The following is a 20,837-nucleotide window of genomic DNA, read 5'->3' as shown; positions in this document are numbered from 1 at the left end:
TTTTGTACAATGGAACTAAAAATAAAAAACTGCAAATCCTAAGTAGATTGCAGTTTTTTTTATTTATCTAAGTATAAAACCGTTTTTCATTGGGTCTTTTGGATCTATTAAAAATGTATTTATGCCTGTCACAAAAGCTGTCCCCTCAACTTGTGGAATTACAGCTTTAAAAGGCCCAAATTTTTCCTCTCTAACAAGAGATCCTTTAAAAGTACTTCCGGTAATGCTTTCTATGGTAATAAACTCATTTAAGTTTATAGCATCTCTAGCTTTTTCAATAGCAACTCTTCCAGAAACACCAGAACCTGTTGGAGACCGATCTACTTCTCCATCGGCAAACACACAAACATTTCGGCTATGATTTGAAATATTTATCGGTTCATCGATAAAAATAGTTCCGTATAAAAAGCTCAAATCTTCTTCAAATGGATGCTGAATTTCTTTATCACGATTCATTACGGCATGTTTTATGTCGATGCCGTTTTGAATAATCGCTCTGTAATTCTCTTCGGTTAAACCAAAATTCAAACGTGTATTTTTTCTCAAATCTACATAAGCATAAAAAGCACCGCCATAAGCCAAATCATAAACAATATCACCAATGCCCGGAACATTGACTACACGATCTAAACCTACGACAAAACTCGGCACACAATGAAACCTCACTCCTGTTACTTCTCCATTTAATACGGTCACAAATGAAAAAATTCGGCCGCATGGCGCATCAATTTTTAATTCATTCTCACCTTCTTTTACTTTGATCCAATTCATTTTTGCTGCAAGAGTACTTATCGCAATAATTGCATGACCACACATACTGCTGTATCCTTCATTATGCATAAAAAGAATTCCAAAATCTGCATCTTCATCGTTTGGCGGAAGTAAAATACAGCCATACATATCAGCATGACCTCGTGGCTCAAACATCAATGCTGTTCTTAAATAATCGTAGTTTTCTTTTATATCTCTTCGGTATTCTAAAACGGTATTTCCTTTTAGTTTGGGAAAACCAGAAACAATTACGCGTAAAGGCTCACCACCTGTATGCATATCGATTGTTTTGATTTGCAGTATAGAGGCGTCTGCTTTATAATCTATATTATTACAAATATTTTGGTAGGTATTAGACATTTTTTTGTGTTTTTAAATTATATTCTTCATAAAAATATCCTGCTGCAACAAGATCTTCTAAAGCATGTCCAACAGACTTAAAATAAGTGATTTCGGTATCCGAAGTTCTGCCTTGCTTTGTATTACTGCACAGTTCAAACAAATCTGCTTTGATTGTTTCTTTGGTGATAATTCCATTCGCAAGGGGAATCAAGATATCGCCGCTTTCTTTTAGTCCGCCTTGATATGTATCAAGAAAAATACTTGATTTTAAGACCGCTTCATCATCGGCCTCACGCATGTCCTTTTTATATGCTCCAACAAGATCTAAATGCTGTCCTGGTTTGAGCCATTTACCAAAAACAAGAGGAACAGGCGATAAAGTCGCCGTTGAAATAATGGCAACTTGAGAAATAACTTCTTCTATAGTTGAAACTGGTTTACAGATCAGAGAAGATTTTTTGAAGGCATCGCACACCATTTGTGCTTTTTCTATAGTTCTTCCCCAAACGTAAACTTCTTTTATCGGTCTAACACTTGCATGCGCTTTAATTAAATTAATAGCCAGCGCTCCTGTACCAATCATCAGCATAGACGAAGCATCTTTTCGCGAGAGGTAACTGCTCGCTAAAGCAGATGTTGCCGCAGTACGTTTACCTGTCAGTGATTTTGCTTCTAGAATTGCTTTTATATTTCCTTTATGCCCATCGAGATAAATGTAAGTTCCTTGAATTGAAGGCAAGTCAAATTTGCCATTATTAGGACTTACAGTGACTATTTTTACTCCTAAATCTTTACCCGCCTGAAACGCTGGCATTAACAATAGTGTAGAATCTTTACCTTCTTCTGGACTAGGATAATCATGATGATGACGCATAGGCACTTTGATGTCTGGGGTCGAAAACCCAGTCCGAAGCCTTTCTATAAGTTCCTTAAAATTGCATTTTTCTTCAATGAAATGATCTGAAATAAACTGTATTGGTTCCATGTATTTTTTGAAATTTCATTAAAAATAGAAGATTATTTTATCGCAATACTATTTCACCTAAAATCAGATAATATAGGTCAATTTAGGGTTAATATAATACCAATTATCTACTTCGTTACTATTGTTCATTGGATAGAAAATCAAAAAAAGATTCTATTGAAGTAGTCTTCAATTCGAAAAGAAGAATAATACATACTCAAAAAAAATGAATCTACTTACCATGCCATCAAAGTTAGTTATACAAGTTTTTTTTGTTATTTTAGTTTTATCAATGCCTTTCAAAAAAATCAAATTTTAATAATTATCTCAAAAGAGAATCAAATGAACCTGAATTTTTATCAGCCTAAAAATGAAACTTTAAAAAAATATATTGAGGGATATTACTTTATTTCAAAAGATAAAAATTCAGGATCTATACAATATTTCACTTTCCCTAATAATTTCTGCATTTTAACCACAAATGAAGATTTAGACGTTGAAGTACAAAACAACGAAGTTATTATAAAGTCATCGCCAATAAAAAACATAATGACATGTGTAGTTTCTCGTTATACCAAACCGATGAAAATCCATTACAAGGAGCTTATAAATGAAGTTACTATTTACTTTAAGCCATTAGGAATAAGTCAATTTTTACCCAATTCAAAAAATATTTTTTCAGAAGGAACTATTTTAGATTTTACTTTCATACCTGACTTTAATGATAAAATGATTGAAATTTTCAGTCTAGCCAAAGACAGACAAAGTCAGGAACTTGAAAATTATCTGCTTTCTAAATTACAAATCAAAAAATTTTCTTTAATCGAAAAAATACTTGAGGCTATTGAAACTGATGAGAAGATTGAAGAAATTGCGCAAAAACACCAAATAAGCAGGCAATATTTGAATAAAATATTCACAAAACACATTGGTAAATCGCCTTCAGAATATCGAAAAATACACCGCTTTAGAAATTCAATTCTTAAACAGAAAGAAAGCAAGAATTTTTCCGAATTATCTCAGTATGATTTTTATGATCAATCTCATTTTATTCGCAATTTTAAAGAGTTAACCAATAGGAATCCCCAAATATTTTTCAAAAACATAGATACAGAAAAAGAAAATATCTGGCTGTTTGTCTAAACAGTTTCCATTTGTACAATTCTACAATTTTGGGTTAATCTACTTTTACCAAGTTCGAAATCTATATGAAATAAAAAAATCCCAAAAAACATGAACTGGCAAAAAACCCATCTTTACTTACACACATTCTGTCGATATTTTCTAGCTACAATTATAATTTTATATGCTTACGGCAAAATATTAAAAACCCAATTTGTATCACAGCCAAGCGTATACGATATGCCAATTGGCTCTTTAGATGGTTTCCGTCTTACTTGGTATTATTATGGCTATTGCTATTGGTACCCAATTGTTATTGCCGTTACGCAGATTATAAGCTCACTCCTACTCTTTTTTAGAAAAACGACCAGAATTGGAATTGTTCTTTTCCTAAGTTTTATGATCAATATTCTTCTAACAGATTATGCTTATGATATTAATGCAAAAGAAATTGCAATAACATTAACTCTAATGGCATTGTTTGTATTTTTCTCTGATTACAAAGTTTTTTACAAATATTTTTTAGAAGAATCACCATTGTTCCAGAATAGCGACAGACCAAAATGGGTAAACAAGATTAGCATCATTAAATTCATTTATATTCCCGCTGTATTCATTGGTTTCTTTATCATGTTCAGTATTTTGAAGAAAGAATACATGTCGCAGGATGAATTTTATGGAACTTGGGAAAATCTTCAAACAAAAGAAAGATTACATTTTGAGAATCTGAATAATTTTCAAATTAACAAAACAGATCATTTAAAAAGCACCGTAAATGGAGAATACTCGTTTACAAAAGATTCTTTAACATTAAAAACAAAGGATAAACAGAATAAAACAAAAGAGTATCTAAAAGGAAAATATAAGTTATTAAAATCTAATTTAATCATAACAACCACTACCGATGATCTAAAATTTATAAGAATTAGATAAAAACAAATCTGAGAAAACATTAAAGACCTGATGAAGATGATGAAGAATAAATCAGCTTTATCTTTGTTCAAAAAAAACCTTAAAAGAATTCTATAGGTTCTTTTAAGGTTTTATTTTTGGTATGTTTAAAGACTTTCTAATATCTCTAAATTAATCTGCAACGTATTTATTATTCCAATTTTACGATTACTTTTTTAAACTTATAAAATCTCCACAATTACATATACCCTTCTCCATCTGTTTTACTTAACTTAGAAAAGGTATAGCTAGACAGAATAGTGAAAATAGCCAATGTAATAAAAGTATATTTAAATGCTTTGTCTGTGTTTAAATCAAAAATACCTGTCTGAAATAACGAAAGTGCAAGACTAGAAACAGAAACTCCAAAACTAACCGAAAGCTGCTGCATAATTACTAGCATTGTATTTCCTCCGCTCGCTGTGTCTTGATCCAAATCTGAAAGTGTTATGGTATTCATTGCCGACATTTGCACAGAAGTAAAAGCTCCATAAAATATCATCAGTAAAATATAGTAGCCCAGTGGTGTTTCTTTTGTTACAAAACCTAGAACAATCAATATAATTCCTAACAGAATGGTGTTGCTTATTAATACTGTTCTATAACCAAAAAACTTTATAATACTTACCATAAATGGTTTTACAGCTACATTTGACAAGGCCGAAGGCAACAGCAATAGTCCCGATACAGAAGCCGAATAGCCAAAACTTGTCTGGAGCATAAGTGGCAATAGTAACGGCAATCCGCCTATTCCCAATCTGGTGATCAAACTGCCAATTAATCCAATTTTTAAGGTTCTGATATTTAGAAGATGCAAATCAATTATAGGTTTTTCAGTTCTTTTATAATGGATATAATAAAAAAGTGAAAGCAGCCCAGATAGAAATAATAAACTTAAAATCACAATCATATGAGTTCTTTCGTCTCCTATAAGTTCTAAAACCAAAGTGATAGAAATCAGCGCTAAGCTAAAATACATCAAACCTCTAAAATCGAACCTTCCAACGGCATGTTTAAAATTTGGCATTATTCGATATGCCATCGAAATTCCGATAATACCAATAGGGATATTCACCAAAAATATCCAATGCCAGCTTAAATTATCAGAAAGAAACCCTCCTAAACTTGGACCAGCAACCATTCCTAACAACCCAAATACAGTTATAAAATTCATCGTTTTGAGCAGTTCACTTTTCGGATATTGATACAAAATAGCCAATCGCGCAACTGGAACCATCATTGAAGCTCCAACTGCCTGCAGAACGCGAGCCATATTAAAAGATTTTAAATCGGTAGAAAGTGCGCAAAATAAAGATCCCATAATAAATAAAAATACGGCAATCATAAACATCGTTCTTGTGCCAAATTTGTCTGCCAGCCATCCAGAAAGCGGAATAAACATTGCCAGTGTAAGCGTATAAGTTACAATAACGGAGTGCATTTCTGTTGGAGAATATCCCATATCTCCAGCTATTGAAGGAAGCGAAGTATTCAGAATAGTGCCATCTAAGGATTGTATAAACATAGCAATTGCCGTTACCCAAGGAAGCAGACGAACCGCATTTTGCTCTTTTTTTTCTTCTTTATCGTTTAGCATCATATAGTTTTAGATAGAAACTCAATTTATAGCTTATGAAAATTAAGAAAAAAAACTTAATTAAGAAAAATCCTAATTGGATTATAAAAACAAAAAACCGTTTGAAATATTCAAACGGTTTTTTGTTTTTACCTGACGACATACGAAGTCGTAATTCATTTTCTATGGTTATAGCGGTTTCTTGATAACAAGAAGTAACAGCAATAAATAGGAATAAAGTATTTTTCGTTCAGAGCATTTTAAAGCGCAGCAGTTATTTATAAAACCGCAGTGCTTTCTTTTATATTATTTTTCTGCAGCTGCAAATTTTGCTTGAAAGTCAGAGATTTTAATTAAGTTCCCAGAAACTAGCAAATAAATATCGTTTCCTTTAAACTTAAGCATTTCAGTGTATTTGAAAGAAGAGTAAACCCCTCTACCGGAAGTGGATGCTTTTACTCTTAAATCTCCATCTTTATAAAGAGACAGACTATTATTCTGAAGATTTAATTTAAAGATTCCTTTTCCAGCATTTACTACGTACAACTCATTTTTTGTATCAAAAGTAAGATCCGAAAAATGATCACCATTTGTTACCGAAACTAGAGTTGTTACTTTCCACTCATTGTTTACATATTCTAATTTTCTAATCGCAGAGTTTTTGTAAGTCCCTGTACTTGGATCATAAACTTCATCAATTAAATACAAAACACTATTCAAGCTAATTATTTTTGTTACAGCAGCAAAACTTGCATCTAGCCCTGTACCATCTTTTATTTCCTCTTTACCCGAACCAGCAACAAAAACATCTCCGTTTAACTCTGGTAAAACTCGTTTTATATTTCTTGCACTCAAGTCAAAAACAAAATAAGTATTATCGTTATTATTACAGATACGAAAAAGATTAATCTTACTAGCAAATGGAGAACTTATTGGTTTCATAGTATAAAATGGGTTCAACTCCGAAAAGTTATTTTCGAAACGCATTATCTTATCCTGATTTGGCTCATTATTCCCTTTTGCTACCAATAGAAGATCTCCATTATTTGCTAAAGCAAGTCTAGCAAATGTGTAAGTTGCAAGATCAAGATTTTTAAGCGTAGTTTCTTTACCATCAAGATCAGTCTTTTTTAAACTTACGTAATATCCTTTTTCGTCGTTAGTTTGCCCAATACTATAAAGTGTATTATCAGCGCCAACAACAAAGTCATTGATAAAGAAACTTGTTATGTAATCTGCTTTTATTTCCCCTTTCTCTTCAGGCATTCCTCCCGGCTGACTTTCTGGACCTGAACAGCTACTTAGTATTAAAAAAAACTGCAGTACTACTAATAAAATACCTTTTCTCATTTTTATATGTTTATACATTTTTAAATTATTTAAAGAAATTACAGATAACGCTTGATGATCTTATCTGTAGAAATAGCCCAAACAACATTGTCTTTAAAAGCAATTGTTTTTATAGATTGATCATGTGTGTAATCAAGAGTCCATGTTTTAGCTCCATCTACTGTTTTATAAATCTTGTTATCTAAAATTGCCCAACCTGTATTGGCATCTTTAAACGTAAATTTTGTAAATTTTTCTCCAGTATAATTTTTTTCCCAAGTATCACCACCATTTTTGGTTTTGTAAATTGTTGCATTACTAATTAAAACAAAACCATTTATCTTATCTGTAAAAGCTATTTGTACAGCTGAAGAATTTGGTTCATTTTTTAAGTAATGTTCTTTCCAACCGTCTGTTTCATTATTTTTAAATAAAACATACGGATAATTTATTGTCGATACCGTTTTTTGTCCACCTATCCAAATATGCTCATTATCAATCTCAAAAGATTTATTCGCAAATCCACGATCATAACCTTGCTCGTCTAAATGTGCATCATAAGCTTTTGTAAAGTCAACCCCATTAGAGGTTACATAGACATCTCCAAATTGTGTAACCATCGTTCCCCTTGTCATGCTATCATCAACATACATGCAATACGAAGTTTGAATATCCTTTGCGCCACCAAAATTTCCGAATGTATCAATTCCGTAGTACCCACCTTTTCCAATTTTTGAAACTCCAAAACCGGTGTGCGACCATCCTTCGTCATTTTTAGTTGCATAAAATCCAGCACCAAAGCCATTAAGTGCCCAACGGTTCCAGGTAACTCCACCATCTAATGTTCTGTAAACACCAGCTCCATTTCTATCAGAATTTACATAGATTACTTTATCACTAATAGCGATAAGGCGTGGTATTCCCCCATCTTCCTTTAAAGTATTTTCTTGCGTTACCCAATTTGTCAGTGAACGAGCTGGCAAAATAGCAATACTTCCACCATAACCATCCGTGATTCCATTATAGATCTCTTTGTCTTGAATTTTTAAAATAATTCTTGGCAATATTTTTTCAGTTTGTGGCAAAACAAACTTAATTTCAGTAGCTGTCGATGAAACAATTGTTGCTGAAATTCCATCAAATGTTATTTTGACGTCACTAACTTTATCAGGAAAGTTTTCTCCATTGATTGTAATTGTTTCACCAACTTCACCAGAATTTTTAGAATAGGAAATCATTTTTGGGTTTTTTACTACCACAACTGGCGGTTCTGGTGTTGCACCATCTCCTGAATCTGAACTACAACCTCCTAACACCATAAAAAGCTGTAACATTACTGCTAATAAAACTCTTTTCTTCATTTTTATCATTTTGTATACTAATTCATTATTTTATTTAACCTTACTTCCTAAAGTATAGCCATTTCCAACTAATACTCTAACAATATTCATAGCTGTAATATCTTTACTCATTTTATAGCCTATAGGATTTCCTCTATTATCAAAGGTTGCTTTCATCACTTTTTTGTCAAAAGTGATTACCTGTTCGTTCAGAAGTTTATCATATCCTGAGAACATTCCCCCTCTGGCAAACCAAGTTCCGATTAAGTTACTATTAAGATCTAAAACTTCATATTTTAAATCTCCATTTGAAGAAGGCGATGTCACTCTTACAAACCCAATTCTTTTATCGTCTGGATTTTGATTTTGTGCTTTAATGCTATAAATTGTTCCTGAATCATCAATTGTTAATTGGTACGTATCGGCTATTTTATTTGCATTATCCACTTCTCCTTGAACTCCTAAACGTTTTGCGGCTATACCTGCTGATTCACCGTTGATAAAACTTTCAATTGTTTCTTTGTTTAAACCTTCTGCTCCTATCATACCTCTGTCTAAGAGTTCGTAGATAATACTGCGATCATAATTGAAAGCACTAAATTTTCTGCTTTTGTTCTTAAATTCTAATTCGTTAGTTTTTCCTGTCGCTAGATCTTTAAGTTCAATCCATGGCAATACCAAAGACTCTTCGTTTGGGGCTTTCTTTAGTTCTGCCGTAATTGAATAATTTTTATCTAAGCTAAAAATGGTAAAAAGCGGTTTTTTTCCCTCTACAAAACCAATTGTTTTTTCATCTAGCTGTATTTCTCCTTTGTCAATTTTTAATTTTTGTGCAAAACCGCATGCTCCAATTAATATTACTAATAGAGTTAAAAGATTTTTTTTCATATTTAAATTTTTATTTTTTGTTTTTTTATTATTTAATGTCGCTTTACATTTTATGAGCAATAACCCCATACTACGAGAGGCCTCACTTTTATAACTGAATCGATTTGTAAGCCAAAGCTTTATCTACCACTTCTTCAACTGTCGGATTATATTCTGCTATACTAAACTTTCTAGCATTATAATTTTCAGGATAATAAAATAAATTTGCTCCATTTGGATGAGGAACATTATTATTAAACAACTCATACATAGAGTTTATTTCTTCTTCAGTTCCTTCACAGTTTACTATTTTTCTACCCAATTCGATTAATTCTTCTCTTGTCATTGCCACAATTGTATTTGTTCATGAGTAATATTCACGTACTAGTAGCGGAAAACTACTTTTTACCTTTATTTTCTCTTGAGCCAGATGAATTCTACTCTTATCAACATTTTGAATATCAATGAAGCCCTCCAAATATTCTACTATAATATCTGATGCAAAAGCTATTTTTTTATCATTTGAAATTTTAACAAACGCATCTTCATCAACAAAACGGCACCCTTCAATGTTAGATGTATAATTTAGTTTTTCCGCAATGTCAACCTTATTATCTTTTTGAACAAAATCGATCCAAGAATATAATGGTTCAGGAGTTAATGGTCTTGGGGTAAGATGACTTTTTTCTGGTTGAGACAGAACATTCCCGTCACTTAAAACTGTAGTTCTGGTAATTGTAAATCCTTTTTTATTTGCTTTCTGCCATTCGATTGGAGAATTAACAGCCCAGCGAATTAAGATTCTATCCTTTTGCGCTCTGGCATTTACGATAACAGCAGCGCTTTTGGTATGTGAATAGTATAACGATATAAATAAAAAGAAGAAAAAAATATACATATTTGGGGGCATAAGATGTAATTATTTCTATGTTAAAAAAACAAAAGTAGTTTTTAAAATTATGATTTAAATACGGTTTCCCGTACTGCAATGTAAAAACACGTAAAAAGAAAAAGATAATACACTAACATATAACAGCATACATTAAATTTTACCTTTTTTTTCTTACGAATTAAAATCAAAAAAAAATCATTTTCAATGTTTTTCTTTAACATTTCTTGCTGAGGAAGCGCTTACTATTGATTTATACAAATTCCTGAAAATTAATTTAACTTGTTTTTCTATAGTTATAAATAGCCAATGCATTTAGCACAATGGCGAAAATAAGCAAGTACAAAAGTTCTGTTCCAACTTCCTGTAAGCCACTTCCTTTCAAAACAATAAGACGAACCACTTTTATAAAATGTGTTACAGGAGTAAATTCTGAAAAAATTCTTGCCCAATTCGGCATACTGTCGGTACTGGTAAAAAATCCGCTCATGAGCATAAAAATCATCATAAAGAAATACGCAATAAACATAGCTTGCAATTGTGTATCTGCAAATGTCGAAATCAAAAGTCCTAATCCTAACAAAGCGGTCAGATAAACTCCTGCAAAAAGATATAATACTAAGAAACTTCCTTGCGGAAAAATTCCATAAATCAAATACATTACGATAAGGCCTACTGTAAATACAATCATTCCGACAATCCAAAAAGGAATGAGTTTGCCTAGAATAAATTGCCATTTCTGAATTGGCGTTACATTAATCTGTTCAATTGTACCAATTTCTTTTTCTTTTACAATATTTAGTGCCGTAATAAATCCGCCAATCAAAGTGAGGAGTAAAACTAGGATTCCTGGAACCATATAGTACTTATATTCTGCTCTCGGGTTGTACCAATTTGTACTGTTCAAAGTAATTAAGGATGGTGAAACAGAAGCAGATTGTGGCGGTAATTTATACCGTATATCAAGATCGTTGCTAAAATCTGCCAAGACAACATTTAAATAAGCATTTCCGATATTTGATTTCGTTCCATTAATGGCGTCTGCGGCGATATTTACTTTCTGACTGCCTTCTCTTACCAAGTTTCGTTCAAATCCAGAAGGAATTTCTAAAATTAAGTCAGCATCTTCTCTTTCAATAAACTCCAAGCCTTCTAGATAAGAAGATGGAGCTCCAACAATATGAAAATATCCTGAAGAACCGATTTTATTAATTAATTTTTGAGAATAAGAGCTGTGATCGTGATCTACATAAACAATGTTTACACTTTTCACTTCAAAATTAGCAGCCAAAGGCAAAATAATGAGCTGAAAAATCGGAACAAAAAACATCATAGCCAGTATGGTTTTGTCTCTAAATATCTGGCGAAATTCTTTCTGTAATATAAAACCCAGCACTTTCATGACAGTCTAATTTTAAATTTCTTCAAAGATATTGTCAGCAATACAACAGTCATTACAGCCAATATTAAAGTTTCCTTCCAGATGTAAGAAAACCCCAAACCTTTGAGCATTACAGCTTTTACAATGATATAGTAATAATGAGACGGAATTAAATGAGAAATAGCCTGAAATATCCAAGGCATATTTTCTAACGGAAACATAAATCCTGTAAGCAGTAAAGTTGGCAGCATCATTCCCATCATGGATATAAGCATTGCGGTCTGTTGCGAATCGGTTACGTTTGAGATAAGCAAACCAAGAGAAAGACAAGTGATAATAAACAAAATACTCTCTGCAAAAAGAAGCAAGAAACTCCCTTTAATTTCAACATCCAGCAGATATACCGAAAGAAGAATAATCAATATGAAATTGATTATAGAAAGCACTAAATACGGAATTGCTTTTGCGATTAAAACCATGATGGGCTTGAAAGGAGACACAAGCAAAATTTCCATGGTTCCGAGCTCTTTTTCGCGCACAACAGAAACAGAAGTCAAAGCTGTGCTGACAATCATAAAAATCAAGGCAATTACGCCAGGAATAAAATTAAGCGAACCGTTTTGCTCTTCGTTATAAAGCTGTCTTAGCTCTGGAATTATTTGATAATTTAATTTCGCAGACGGATTTAGTTCCTGCTGATAATCTCTAATAATGGCGTTTAGATAATTAGTCACAATTGTTGCCGTATTGGGATCTGATGCATCTGCAATTACCTGAATTTTTGCTCCTCCGAGACGCTGTACATCAGAACCAAAATTGGACGGAAAAATAACTGCACATTTTATGCTTCCGTCCTTGAATCTATTTTCAATATCATTGTAATTCAAGATCGGATTTTCGACATGAAAATAAGAACTGGACTGTATCTTTCTTATCATTTTTTCGGTATGAATATCGTGTGAATTATCCTGAATGGCGATTCCTATATTTTTGACTTCGTTGCTCAAGGCAAAACCAAAAAGAATGATCTGCACAACAGGAAGTCCAAAGAGAATCAAAAGCGTTCTTTGATCTCTGAAAACATGATAAAATTCTTTTCGGATAAAAGCCAATAATCTTTTCATACTAATCTGATGTTCTTTTGGCATTTCGAGCCAATTCATAAAAAACCTCATCCATAGAAACGGCATTGAAACGTTTTTTTAAGGCCGATGGAGAATCTATTGCCGCCACACGCCCATCAACCATTATACTGATTCTATCACAATATTCGGCTTCATCCATATAATGTGTGGTGACGAAAACCGTAATTCCGTCAGCTGCAGCCTGATAAATCATTTCCCAAAACTGACGTCTTGTTATTGGGTCAACGCCTCCTGTAGGTTCGTCTAGAAAAACAATTTTAGGACGATGAAAAACTGCAACAGAAAAAGCCAATTTTTGTTTCCATCCTAAAGGCAATCCTCCAACCACTTTTTTCGCCTCTTTTTCCAGTCCTAAAGTCAAAATCAGATCCTTGCTTCTTTCTTTAATTTCAGATTTTGAAACGCCATAAACGCCGGCAAAAAATTCAATATTTTCTAAAATAGTCAGATTATCATACAGCGAAAACTTCTGACTCATATAACCTATATTCTTCTTGATTTTTTCCTGTTGTTTGTAAACATCAAATCCAGCTACATGAGCTTCTCCAGAAGTTGGAAAAGAAAGTCCGCAGAGAATTCGCATAGCCGTAGTTTTTCCTGCACCATTGGCTCCTAAAAAACCAAAAATCTCCCCTTCATTCACTTCAAAACTAATTTTATCAACCGCCTTGAAATCTCCAAATTGTTTGGTCAGATCTTTACAAATTATAGCTTTATTTTCCATCTAACATTTCTTTTGGTTCTTTAGAATTGTCTTGTTCTCGCATTAGACGAATAAAACTGTCCTCAATAGTAGGTTCTGTTTTTTTTACTTCTAAATCTTCTGGATTGTATTTTTGAGCGATAGTTTTAATTTTTTCTTCATCTGCTTTCTCTGAGACTAAAGTAAGATGAAGAAATTCTCCAAAAGCATCACAATTTTCGATTTCTTTTTCAGTTCTAAGATTTTGCAAAAGCTTATAAATATTTTTTGCTTTGACCGCAAAAAGTGTTTTAGGAAAACTTTTTATAATTTGCTGTGGCTCATCGACTGTCATTATTTTTCCGTTTTGAATAAGAGCAATGCGGTCGCATAATTTTGCTTCATCCATGTAAGGAGTTGACACTACAATTGTGATATTTTGCTTTTTAAGTTTTGCCAGCATTTCCCAAAACTCACTTCTTGAAACTACATCAACACCAGTAGTGGGTTCATCTAAAAATAACACTTCAGGTTTATGAATTAGCGCACAGCATAAAGCCAATTTTTGTTTCATTCCTCCCGAAAGTTTTCCAGCACGTCTGTCATTAAAAGGTTTTATCTGATCGTAAATATCTTTAATCAGATCATAATTTTCTTCAATTGTAGTACCGAAAATAGTGGCAAAAAATTCGAGGTTTTCTTTTACTGTCAAATCCTGATATAAAGAAAATTTTCCAGGCATGTAACCTACTTTATTTCTAATTTCCTGAAACTCTTTTACAATATCATGACCTTCAACAGTTGCTGTGCCCCCTTCTGCAAGAAGCAATGTCGTTAAGATTCGAAAGATTGAAGTTTTTCCCGCACCATCTGGGCCAATTAGTCCAAAAAGTTCTCCTTTCTTCACTTCAAAAGACACCTCATCTACAGCGACAAAATCACCATACTTTTTAGTAATATTTTTTAATGTAACTGCAGGCATAAATTATTGTTTTATTTGGACCAAAGGACTTCTCCGTACATACCAATTTTCAAATATCCATCATTTTTCACCCTTACTTTTATAGCATAAACCAAGTTGGCGCGTTCGTCTTTTGTCGGAATTGTTTTTGGAGAAAACTCCGATTTGTCCGAAATCCAGCCAATTGTTCCCTGATATTCTTTGTATTTCTTTTCGCCTTGATCAATACGCACTTTTACCTGCTGTCCCATTTTTATTTGAGGCAATTGTGCTCCTGTAATATAAGCTCTCAAATCAAGTATTTCAAGATTGGCAATTTTATATAACGGTTTTCCAATTACCGCCATTTCGTATTGCTCAGCATATTTTGCCAAAACGGTTCCTTTTATCGGATTCACAATTACACTTTTACTCAATTGATCTTCAATTCCTTTTAACTGAACACCAACCGTATTTCCTTGTTGAGTTAAATTTTCATTTGTAGTTTCCAATGAGCTTTTCTGAGCCTTTATCTGAGCTTGTAGAGCAGCGACTTTAGAATTTATATCATCTAATTGTTTTTGGGAAGCCACTCCGCCTTTTACCAATTTTTCAGTTCTATTTCGGTCTAAAATGGCATTATCAAGCTGTCTTTTTAAACTTTCGGTCTGAATTTGTATTTGCGGCCTTCCGCTAAGAATCGCTTTTTCATTCTGGCGTAATTGCATTTTGTTTATAGCAAGTTGTGTACTATCTATAAAACCTACTTTTTGTCCTGCTTTTAATTGCTGACCTTCTTCTACATTTAATTGTAAAATCTGTCCGTTTGCTTCTGCTGACATAATGGTTTCAACAGCTTCAAAAGATCCTGAAGCATCAAAATCATTTTCTTTATCGTTGCAGGAAAACATGAATATTGCTGGAATAAGAAAATATAAAAGCTTTATCTTTTTCATAATGTATAGTATTAATTTCCTTTGATTGTCTGATACTCGTATTCTGTCATAAGCAATTGAATTTCGTGCAATGCTTTTTCTGCACGTGCATTTCCCTCTTTTTCGGTTGCATTCAGCAAATCGATCAATGGGCCAGCGCCAGTGTCGTATTTCAGCTGATATCCTTCGCGAATAGTCTGACGAAGTTTTACAATTTCATCATCGTCTTTCAAAATGGCTTTTTGTCTTTCGATATCTGCTGTTTTTTGATTCATTTGAAATCTCGTATTAAATAAAAAAGTTTCTTCCTGCAATTCTATTTTTTTCAAATTCTGCTCTTTCAGCTGTTTTTCATTGGAGTTTTTATACAACCCGTTTATGTCCCATCCAATGCTTAATCCGGCAACGCCAACCGTAGAAATTTTATTAGCGCCTAAATTAATCCCTGGTGCCAATGCGATACCCGCTCCTAATAATCCGACTTTGGGCATAAGACTTACTTTCTGCATATCAGATTGTGCAGTTACCAGATTACGCTGATTGGCAAAAAGCTGCTGCTCGGGACGTTTGATTATGGTGTCAATACTGGAAGAATTTAAAGGCTTTCCCAATTTTTCCTGATTGATATTTTTCCCAATCAAATAAGAAAGCATGGTTTGATAGCCCGATTTAGTATACTCAAAGTCTTTTTTCTGTCTGCTGAGATTGAGCTGTTCGGCTTTCATTTCATCAACATCAGTTTTATATGCTAAACCATTTTCATGAAGTTTTTTAACCTTATCAATATTATTGGCAATAATACTGTTTTGTATCTGCAGCTGTTTCAATTGCTCGTCGATAAGCAATATGCCAAAATAAAGCTGATTTACCCGAGAACGTAAATCGTAAAGCGAAACTTCTAGAGAAGCTTTATCAATCTCTGAAGAGGCATTAATTATCTTTTTCTGTGTCTTAGTGGCTCCTCCATCCCAAATAACCTGATTGACTTGCCCGAGACCAATAAACTTAAATTTGCTGTCATTACCAGAACCACCCAAAGTTGGGAAATCTCCAAAAACATATCCTTCAATTGCAGTTAAGCTTATCTGAGGCAAATAGGCTTTATTCGCATTACTCAAAGTATATTCTTTACTTTTTTCTATTAGCTCATATTGTTTGATTAAAGGATAATTTTCAACGGCAAGCTGATAACTCTGATCAATTGTCAAAGTCTGTGCCTGTGAAGTTATAAAGAACAAGATTCCTATATATTTAAAGTATAATTTCCTCATCGTATATAAAATTAACTTCTAGTTAGTATTAGACAGCTGTAAACATCATTTTAATCCATATTGGAATTTTTTTCTTACGCTCTTGCATTAAAGCATGAAACTGAGAAATTTCAAGATTTTTACTTCCCATAATTATTGGTTTTGCTATAAATGGAAAAACCACTAATCCCATTACATTCATTATAAAATGCAACGGATTCGGCTCTGCTATTTCTTTATTTTGAACTGCTTTCTGAAATTGCTGAATAAAAAACGATTCATTCACGATTTCTTTAATTGGCAGTCTCTTTAAAAGTCCTTCTGGATTATTGCGGATTTCAGTTAAAATAAAGGTTGGAATTTCTGGTTCTACGCTGATGAAATCAATATATCGCTCGGCAATAATTTGCACTTTTTGCTCCAAAGAAGTTTTTTCATCATTCAAAATCACTTTCATACTTCCAATAAAACCAGATAAAGTTTCGGTCATTATGATTTCAAAAAGTTTAGCCTTACTTCTAAAATAATAATTAAGCAAAGCAAGATTCAAATCGGCTTCTTCGGCAATATCTCTCGTTCGGGTTGCTGAAAAGCCTTTTTTATAAAAAACAGTTTTGGCCGCCGTTTTTATTTTTTCTTCTGTAGTTGAATCTTTTTTCTCTGAAACACTCATTTCTAATAATTTACATACAAATATAAATTATTTTAAAATACTTTAAACAATAATTTTAATCAAATGATTAAATATTTTGATTAATATATAAAAACAATTAGCTAAAAACATTTTTAAACTCCAAAAATAAAAACACAAAATACTGATTTAAAGAGCATTAAACTTCTTGTTTAATTCAAATATTCTCATTAAAAAACAATATCTTTACTTGTACTAATTGTTTCCATAATTGCCTTAGACTGATTCAAAAGAAATTTATTTTTAACTAATTTCTAGCGTTTTTAATATGAAAAACAATTTTATCAGATTGCTAATTATATTGTTCTCTTTAAGCATATTAGGACAAACTCAAAAAAAAGACATTAACCAACAGCTTCAGACCTGGGTTTCTATCAATACGGTGACCAAATTTGCAGATCATTGGGGTGTGATTGGTGATTTTCATATCAGGCGAAATGATTTTGTTTCCGATCCGAGTTTTTATTTTATAAGAGGCGGTATCAGTTATATACCAAATTCAAACATTTCTCTAAATCTAGGATATGCGCACATGTGGCTTGCTCCATCAAATACCGATTGGAGTACTTTTTCGGATGAAAACAGAATTTATCAGCAGGCTCAGTTAAATACAAAATTTGGAAATGTAAGCATTTTGCAACGTTTGCGAAATGAACAGCGCTGGCAGGAAAAAATCGTCAATGATAAATCCAGTGGCGATTGGCGCTTTACCGATAGAATTCGCTATCTGATGAGTTTCACTTTCCGAATTTCCGATAAAAAATCGTGGCCTCAAATGGTCCTTTCAGATGAAATTTTACTGCATTTTGGAGAAGAAGTTGTTTACAATACTTTTGATCAAAATCGATTTTTTATCGGAATCAAAAAAAATATCAATCCTAAATGGAGTTATGATTTTGGATATATGAATGTCTATCAGCAAAAATATTCTGGCTATCAATATGATATGAATCACACGATACGATTGTTTTTTTATCTGAGTACTAGCATTAGAAAAAAAGCGCCTTCTGAGATTGAGAATTCTGGAGATGAATAAATTAAAGATTCCCTAAATTCAAAGTATCATTAGATTTGAAAGATTCAAAAAACTCAAAAGCTCTTTTCTCGGCATAAGAATATTCAGAATCACGAAGTGGAAAAGCACAATGTCCACCATATTTTGGAGTTTCCAAATAAACAAATGCACTGTTTTTGGCGATAGTTCTCGGATAGCATCTTTCGCCCAAAAAAGGATCGTCTAGCGAATTTATAATCAAAACCGGAGTAGTAATATCTTTAAGTGAAAACTCTGGAGAAACACGTTCGTAATAATCATCACGGCTTGCAAATCCATGCAAGGGAGCCGTAAAATATTGATCTACTTCATCAAAAGTTGAAATATTATCAATTTGATCACGGTTGATAAAATCAGGAAATTGTGCAGCTTTGTATTTCAGTTTCTTCTTAATATCTATTGTAAAATTCTTTAAATACACTCTGTTAAAACCTTGCTTAAGCACTTCTGCGCTTGTCGCAATATGAGTAGGAACAGAAATAGAAACCGCTGCTTTTATACGTTCATCGATTTTTGTCCATCCTAAATAATTAAGAAGCTGAACACCTCCCATTGAATATCCTATTAAATAAATATCTTCAAATCCTTTTTGCAATGCAAACTGAACCACTTCATCAAGATCGTCAATTGCGCCATGATGATACAGTCTCGGAAGACGATTCATTTCTCCGCCACAAGTACGATTGTTCCAAGCAAAAACCGAAAACCCTTTTTGCAGAAAATAGGCTGCACAACTGTTATTATACGTTCTGCGCGAATCTCCTTCTAAGCCGTGGCATAAAATAACTGCTTTCTTAGAGTCATTTAGAATATAGTCGATATTGATAAAATCACCATCATTTAACTCATGCTTATCTCTTGTATATTTTGGAACTTCAAATTTTTTAAACAAAGCAGCATAAATAGTAGAAACATGCCTATTGCGATGAATAATAGAAGGAGAAATATATTCTGATTGTTCAATTAGTGGCATAACAAAGCGTTTTTATGGTACTTATTACAAATCTAAGAAATCAATATGTAAATTAATTCTTAATTTTATTTTTCTCTCTTTTTCAGATAATTTATCTCTATGTAAATTTAAAAAAACCTTAGAATACAAAAACAGATTCAACTGAAAATTAACTGTTAAATATAGAGAAACAGCGCCCTGCGTACGCTCATAGCGGGTTTGAATGTTTACTTTATTCGTATATTTGTAAAATCGATTTCTAAAAAGCAAAATCCAATAAATGTTTGAACTTTTACAAGTAGATCCAAAAACTATTTTTCAACTTTATTTCTGGGGTAATTTTTTTACCTGCATCCTTATTTTTAGTTTTTCTTTTTCGTATGCCACTAGCGATAATAAGAAAATACTAAAATGGTTTGGGTTAGGCAAATTAATACTTACGCTCGCTTGGATAATGGCTCTTTTACGCAATATTATTCCAGATTTTGTTTCTATCAATATTGCCAATTCCATGATTTTTGGAGCCTGCTGCTTTGAAACGATCGCCATGTTATCGCTCATTAAAGCGCAAGCAAAGAGACTTTTTCAGATCCAGATTGCCATTACCTCTGTAGCAATATTATTTTTTAATATTGCTACGCTTTTTGATGCAAGCATGAATACTCGAGTAATAATTGGTGGCGTTGGTATATTTGCCATTTATTTATTGCCTACTATAACTTATTTTACAGAAAAAGAAAAAAGCTTTTTTAAGACTTTCTATGTTATGTGTTATATGGCATTTGAAGTTTTAATCGCAATAAGAGCGGTTCACAGGTATCTTTATCCCCAAAATTTAATTATTTCAAATGACACTCTGGATAGCTTGTACAGCATTTGCCTATTTCTTTTGACTTTAATTGGAATCGTAGGTTTTTTGCTTTTGGTGAAAGAAAGACAGGATAATAAAATCAAAAAGCTTTTAAGCGATAAAAACCAATTTTTCTCTATTATTTCTCACGATTTAAGAGGTCCTTTAGGATCATCGGTTTCATTATCTGAAATTTTGCTTGAAAATATAGATCAATACAGCCGTGAAGAAATTAAGGAAATATCGGAAATGCTGCATGATTCAAATAAGAACATTTACAAATTGCTTGAAAACTTATTGGAATGGTCGCGTGTCCAAACCGGAATGATTACTTTTAATCCTAAAAACATATTGCTAAATGCTTTAATCGAGGAGAATATCGAATTGAGTAAAAATGTGGCTTTAAATAAAAATATTTCAATCTTATTTGAATCGGACGAACTTGTAGAAACGGCAGCTGACCAAAATATGATCAGTACGATTTTACGAAATCTGCTGAGCAATGCCATAAAATTTACGGACAAAAACGGCGAGGTTAAAGTCAAACTGCTGAAAGCAAATCAAAAAGTGGAAATTTCTATTACAGATAACGGAATCGGAGTTCCAGACGCGATAAAAGAAAAGTTATTTAAAATTAACGGAAAGGTATTGCAGAAAGGAACAGAAAATGAACTTGGAAGCGGACTAGGATTGTTGCTTTGTAAAGAGTTCGTAAGTATTCATGAAGGAACCATTTGGGTAGAAAGTGAAATGGGGAAAGGAAGTTCATTTAAATTTACACTTCCACTACTTTTAAATTAAAATCC

Annotated in this window: 20 protein-coding genes; 4 read left to right on the top strand and 16 right to left on the bottom strand. The window is 32.7% G+C overall.

What is annotated here, in order from left to right; all coding sequences use genetic code 11:
• Positions 1-63: 63 nt before the first annotated feature.
• Positions 64-1,131, bottom strand: a complete 1,068-nt coding sequence (locus AAYQ05_RS21110) for a proline racemase family protein (protein WP_343545243.1) — start codon at positions 1,129-1,131, stop codon at positions 64-66.
• The gene (gene lhpI, locus AAYQ05_RS21105; RefSeq protein ID WP_343545241.1) at positions 1,124-2,098 is read right to left on the bottom strand and encodes a bifunctional Delta(1)-pyrroline-2-carboxylate/Delta(1)-piperideine-2-carboxylate reductase; all 975 of its coding nucleotides are present in this window, start codon (positions 2,096-2,098) and stop codon (positions 1,124-1,126) included. Before lhpI ends, AAYQ05_RS21110 begins: the two co-directional genes overlap by 8 nt.
• Positions 2,099-2,419: 321 nt before the next feature.
• On the opposite strand from lhpI, the gene AAYQ05_RS21100 reads away from it, so the two are divergent.
• Together AAYQ05_RS21100 and AAYQ05_RS21095 are read left to right on the top strand one after the other, a co-directional pair.
• Complete coding sequence (locus AAYQ05_RS21100) at positions 2,420-3,220, top strand: helix-turn-helix domain-containing protein (protein ID WP_343545240.1); 801 nt, start codon at positions 2,420-2,422, stop codon at positions 3,218-3,220.
• Between the two features lie 90 nt (positions 3,221-3,310).
• Positions 3,311-4,132 (top strand): hypothetical protein, encoded by an 822-nt coding sequence (locus AAYQ05_RS21095; RefSeq protein ID WP_343545238.1) that lies wholly within the window; start codon positions 3,311-3,313, stop codon positions 4,130-4,132.
• A 217-nt stretch (positions 4,133-4,349) separates the two neighbouring features.
• On the opposite strand, the gene AAYQ05_RS21090 is transcribed toward AAYQ05_RS21095, so the two are convergent.
• The 13 genes from AAYQ05_RS21090 to AAYQ05_RS21030 form a co-directional block, all read right to left on the bottom strand.
• Positions 4,350-5,750 (bottom strand): DHA2 family efflux MFS transporter permease subunit, encoded by a 1,401-nt coding sequence (locus tag AAYQ05_RS21090; RefSeq protein WP_343545237.1) that lies wholly within the window; start codon positions 5,748-5,750, stop codon positions 4,350-4,352.
• Positions 5,751-6,032: 282 nt separating this feature from the next.
• Positions 6,033-7,076, bottom strand: coding sequence for a hypothetical protein (locus AAYQ05_RS21085; protein WP_343545236.1), 1,044 nt, complete (start codon positions 7,074-7,076; stop codon positions 6,033-6,035).
• 38 nt (positions 7,077-7,114) lie between these two features.
• A complete protein-coding gene (locus AAYQ05_RS21080; RefSeq protein WP_343545235.1) occupies positions 7,115-8,416 on the bottom strand; it encodes an IPT/TIG domain-containing protein in 1,302 nt (433 codons plus the stop codon).
• 30 nt (positions 8,417-8,446) lie between these two features.
• Positions 8,447-9,283 carry a hypothetical protein gene (locus tag AAYQ05_RS21075; protein WP_343545234.1) on the bottom strand — a complete coding sequence of 279 codons (837 nt, stop codon included), beginning with the start codon at positions 9,281-9,283 and terminating at the stop codon, positions 8,447-8,449.
• 88 nt (positions 9,284-9,371) lie between these two features.
• The gene (locus tag AAYQ05_RS21070) at positions 9,372-9,608 is read right to left on the bottom strand and encodes a bacteriocin immunity protein (RefSeq protein ID WP_343545233.1); all 237 of its coding nucleotides are present in this window, start codon (positions 9,606-9,608) and stop codon (positions 9,372-9,374) included.
• An 18-nt stretch (positions 9,609-9,626) separates the two neighbouring features.
• Positions 9,627-10,160, bottom strand: coding sequence for a hypothetical protein (locus tag AAYQ05_RS21065; RefSeq protein ID WP_343545232.1), 534 nt, complete (start codon positions 10,158-10,160; stop codon positions 9,627-9,629).
• Positions 10,161-10,428: 268 nt separating this feature from the next.
• Positions 10,429-11,553, bottom strand: a complete 1,125-nt coding sequence (locus AAYQ05_RS21060) for an ABC transporter permease (protein WP_281633155.1) — start codon at positions 11,551-11,553, stop codon at positions 10,429-10,431.
• The gene (locus tag AAYQ05_RS21055) at positions 11,550-12,656 is read right to left on the bottom strand and encodes an ABC transporter permease (RefSeq protein WP_343545248.1); all 1,107 of its coding nucleotides are present in this window, start codon (positions 12,654-12,656) and stop codon (positions 11,550-11,552) included. The genes AAYQ05_RS21060 and AAYQ05_RS21055 overlap by 4 nt, the downstream gene beginning before the upstream one ends.
• A gap of 1 nt (position 12,657) precedes the next feature.
• The gene (locus AAYQ05_RS21050; RefSeq protein WP_343545231.1) at positions 12,658-13,401 is read right to left on the bottom strand and encodes an ABC transporter ATP-binding protein; all 744 of its coding nucleotides are present in this window, start codon (positions 13,399-13,401) and stop codon (positions 12,658-12,660) included.
• Entirely contained in the window at positions 13,391-14,341 is a 951-nt protein-coding gene (locus AAYQ05_RS21045) for an ABC transporter ATP-binding protein (RefSeq protein WP_343545230.1), read from the bottom strand. Before AAYQ05_RS21045 ends, AAYQ05_RS21050 begins: the two co-directional genes overlap by 11 nt.
• Before the next feature lie 11 nt (positions 14,342-14,352).
• Positions 14,353-15,255 carry an HlyD family secretion protein gene (locus tag AAYQ05_RS21040; RefSeq protein ID WP_343545229.1) on the bottom strand — a complete coding sequence of 301 codons (903 nt, stop codon included), beginning with the start codon at positions 15,253-15,255 and terminating at the stop codon, positions 14,353-14,355.
• A gap of 11 nt (positions 15,256-15,266) precedes the next feature.
• Positions 15,267-16,505, bottom strand: a complete 1,239-nt coding sequence (locus tag AAYQ05_RS21035; protein WP_343545228.1) for a TolC family protein — start codon at positions 16,503-16,505, stop codon at positions 15,267-15,269.
• Positions 16,506-16,533: 28 nt separating this feature from the next.
• The gene (locus AAYQ05_RS21030; protein WP_343545227.1) at positions 16,534-17,157 is read right to left on the bottom strand and encodes a TetR/AcrR family transcriptional regulator; all 624 of its coding nucleotides are present in this window, start codon (positions 17,155-17,157) and stop codon (positions 16,534-16,536) included.
• 286 nt (positions 17,158-17,443) lie between these two features.
• Here AAYQ05_RS21030 and AAYQ05_RS21025 point away from each other — a divergent pair, with 286 nt between their 5' ends.
• On the top strand, positions 17,444-18,211 hold the full coding sequence (locus tag AAYQ05_RS21025) for a DUF2490 domain-containing protein (RefSeq protein WP_343545226.1): 768 nt from the start codon (positions 17,444-17,446) through the stop codon (positions 18,209-18,211).
• A gap of 1 nt (position 18,212) precedes the next feature.
• Here AAYQ05_RS21025 and AAYQ05_RS21020 read toward each other — a convergent pair whose 3' ends face one another.
• Positions 18,213-19,202, bottom strand: coding sequence for a YheT family hydrolase (locus AAYQ05_RS21020; RefSeq protein ID WP_343545225.1), 990 nt, complete (start codon positions 19,200-19,202; stop codon positions 18,213-18,215).
• 259 nt (positions 19,203-19,461) lie between these two features.
• Here AAYQ05_RS21020 and AAYQ05_RS21015 point away from each other — a divergent pair, with 259 nt between their 5' ends.
• A complete protein-coding gene (locus tag AAYQ05_RS21015; protein ID WP_343545224.1) occupies positions 19,462-20,832 on the top strand; it encodes a sensor histidine kinase in 1,371 nt (456 codons plus the stop codon).
• Positions 20,833-20,837 lie beyond the last annotated feature (5 nt).

This window comes from Flavobacterium movens (genome assembly GCF_039581425.1).
GTDB classification, from domain to species: domain Bacteria; phylum Bacteroidota; class Bacteroidia; order Flavobacteriales; family Flavobacteriaceae; genus Flavobacterium; species Flavobacterium luteolum.
This window is presented reverse-complemented; position numbering and strand designations above follow the sequence as displayed.

What these genes read in the sequence shown, in the direction of transcription:
- AAYQ05_RS21065 (WP_343545232.1), bottom strand. Translation starts at nt 10,160, where the DNA reads ATGTATATTTTTTTCTTCTTTTTATTTATATCGTTATACTATTCACAT.
- AAYQ05_RS21085 (WP_343545236.1), bottom strand. Translation starts at nt 7,076, where the DNA reads ATGAGAAAAGGTATTTTATTAGTAGTACTGCAGTTTTTTTTAATACTA.
- AAYQ05_RS21100 (WP_343545240.1), top strand. Translation starts at nt 2,420, where the DNA reads ATGAACCTGAATTTTTATCAGCCTAAAAATGAAACTTTAAAAAAATAT.
- AAYQ05_RS21060 (WP_281633155.1), bottom strand. Translation starts at nt 11,553, where the DNA reads ATGAAAGTGCTGGGTTTTATATTACAGAAAGAATTTCGCCAGATATTT.
- AAYQ05_RS21110 (WP_343545243.1), bottom strand. Translation starts at nt 1,131, where the DNA reads ATGTCTAATACCTACCAAAATATTTGTAATAATATAGATTATAAAGCA.
- AAYQ05_RS21020 (WP_343545225.1), bottom strand. Translation starts at nt 19,202, where the DNA reads ATGCCACTAATTGAACAATCAGAATATATTTCTCCTTCTATTATTCAT.
- AAYQ05_RS21030 (WP_343545227.1), bottom strand. Translation starts at nt 17,157, where the DNA reads ATGAGTGTTTCAGAGAAAAAAGATTCAACTACAGAAGAAAAAATAAAA.
- AAYQ05_RS21070 (WP_343545233.1), bottom strand. Translation starts at nt 9,608, where the DNA reads ATGACAAGAGAAGAATTAATCGAATTGGGTAGAAAAATAGTAAACTGT.
- AAYQ05_RS21035 (WP_343545228.1), bottom strand. Translation starts at nt 16,505, where the DNA reads ATGAGGAAATTATACTTTAAATATATAGGAATCTTGTTCTTTATAACT.
- AAYQ05_RS21015 (WP_343545224.1), top strand. Translation starts at nt 19,462, where the DNA reads ATGTTTGAACTTTTACAAGTAGATCCAAAAACTATTTTTCAACTTTAT.
- AAYQ05_RS21075 (WP_343545234.1), bottom strand. Translation starts at nt 9,283, where the DNA reads ATGAAAAAAAATCTTTTAACTCTATTAGTAATATTAATTGGAGCATGC.
- AAYQ05_RS21050 (WP_343545231.1), bottom strand. Translation starts at nt 13,401, where the DNA reads ATGGAAAATAAAGCTATAATTTGTAAAGATCTGACCAAACAATTTGGA.
- AAYQ05_RS21040 (WP_343545229.1), bottom strand. Translation starts at nt 15,255, where the DNA reads ATGAAAAAGATAAAGCTTTTATATTTTCTTATTCCAGCAATATTCATG.
- AAYQ05_RS21055 (WP_343545248.1), bottom strand. Translation starts at nt 12,656, where the DNA reads ATGAAAAGATTATTGGCTTTTATCCGAAAAGAATTTTATCATGTTTTC.
- AAYQ05_RS21095 (WP_343545238.1), top strand. Translation starts at nt 3,311, where the DNA reads ATGAACTGGCAAAAAACCCATCTTTACTTACACACATTCTGTCGATAT.
- AAYQ05_RS21080 (WP_343545235.1), bottom strand. Translation starts at nt 8,416, where the DNA reads ATGAAGAAAAGAGTTTTATTAGCAGTAATGTTACAGCTTTTTATGGTG.
- lhpI (WP_343545241.1), bottom strand. Translation starts at nt 2,098, where the DNA reads ATGGAACCAATACAGTTTATTTCAGATCATTTCATTGAAGAAAAATGC.
- AAYQ05_RS21090 (WP_343545237.1), bottom strand. Translation starts at nt 5,750, where the DNA reads ATGATGCTAAACGATAAAGAAGAAAAAAAAGAGCAAAATGCGGTTCGT.
- AAYQ05_RS21045 (WP_343545230.1), bottom strand. Translation starts at nt 14,341, where the DNA reads ATGCCTGCAGTTACATTAAAAAATATTACTAAAAAGTATGGTGATTTT.
- AAYQ05_RS21025 (WP_343545226.1), top strand. Translation starts at nt 17,444, where the DNA reads ATGAAAAACAATTTTATCAGATTGCTAATTATATTGTTCTCTTTAAGC.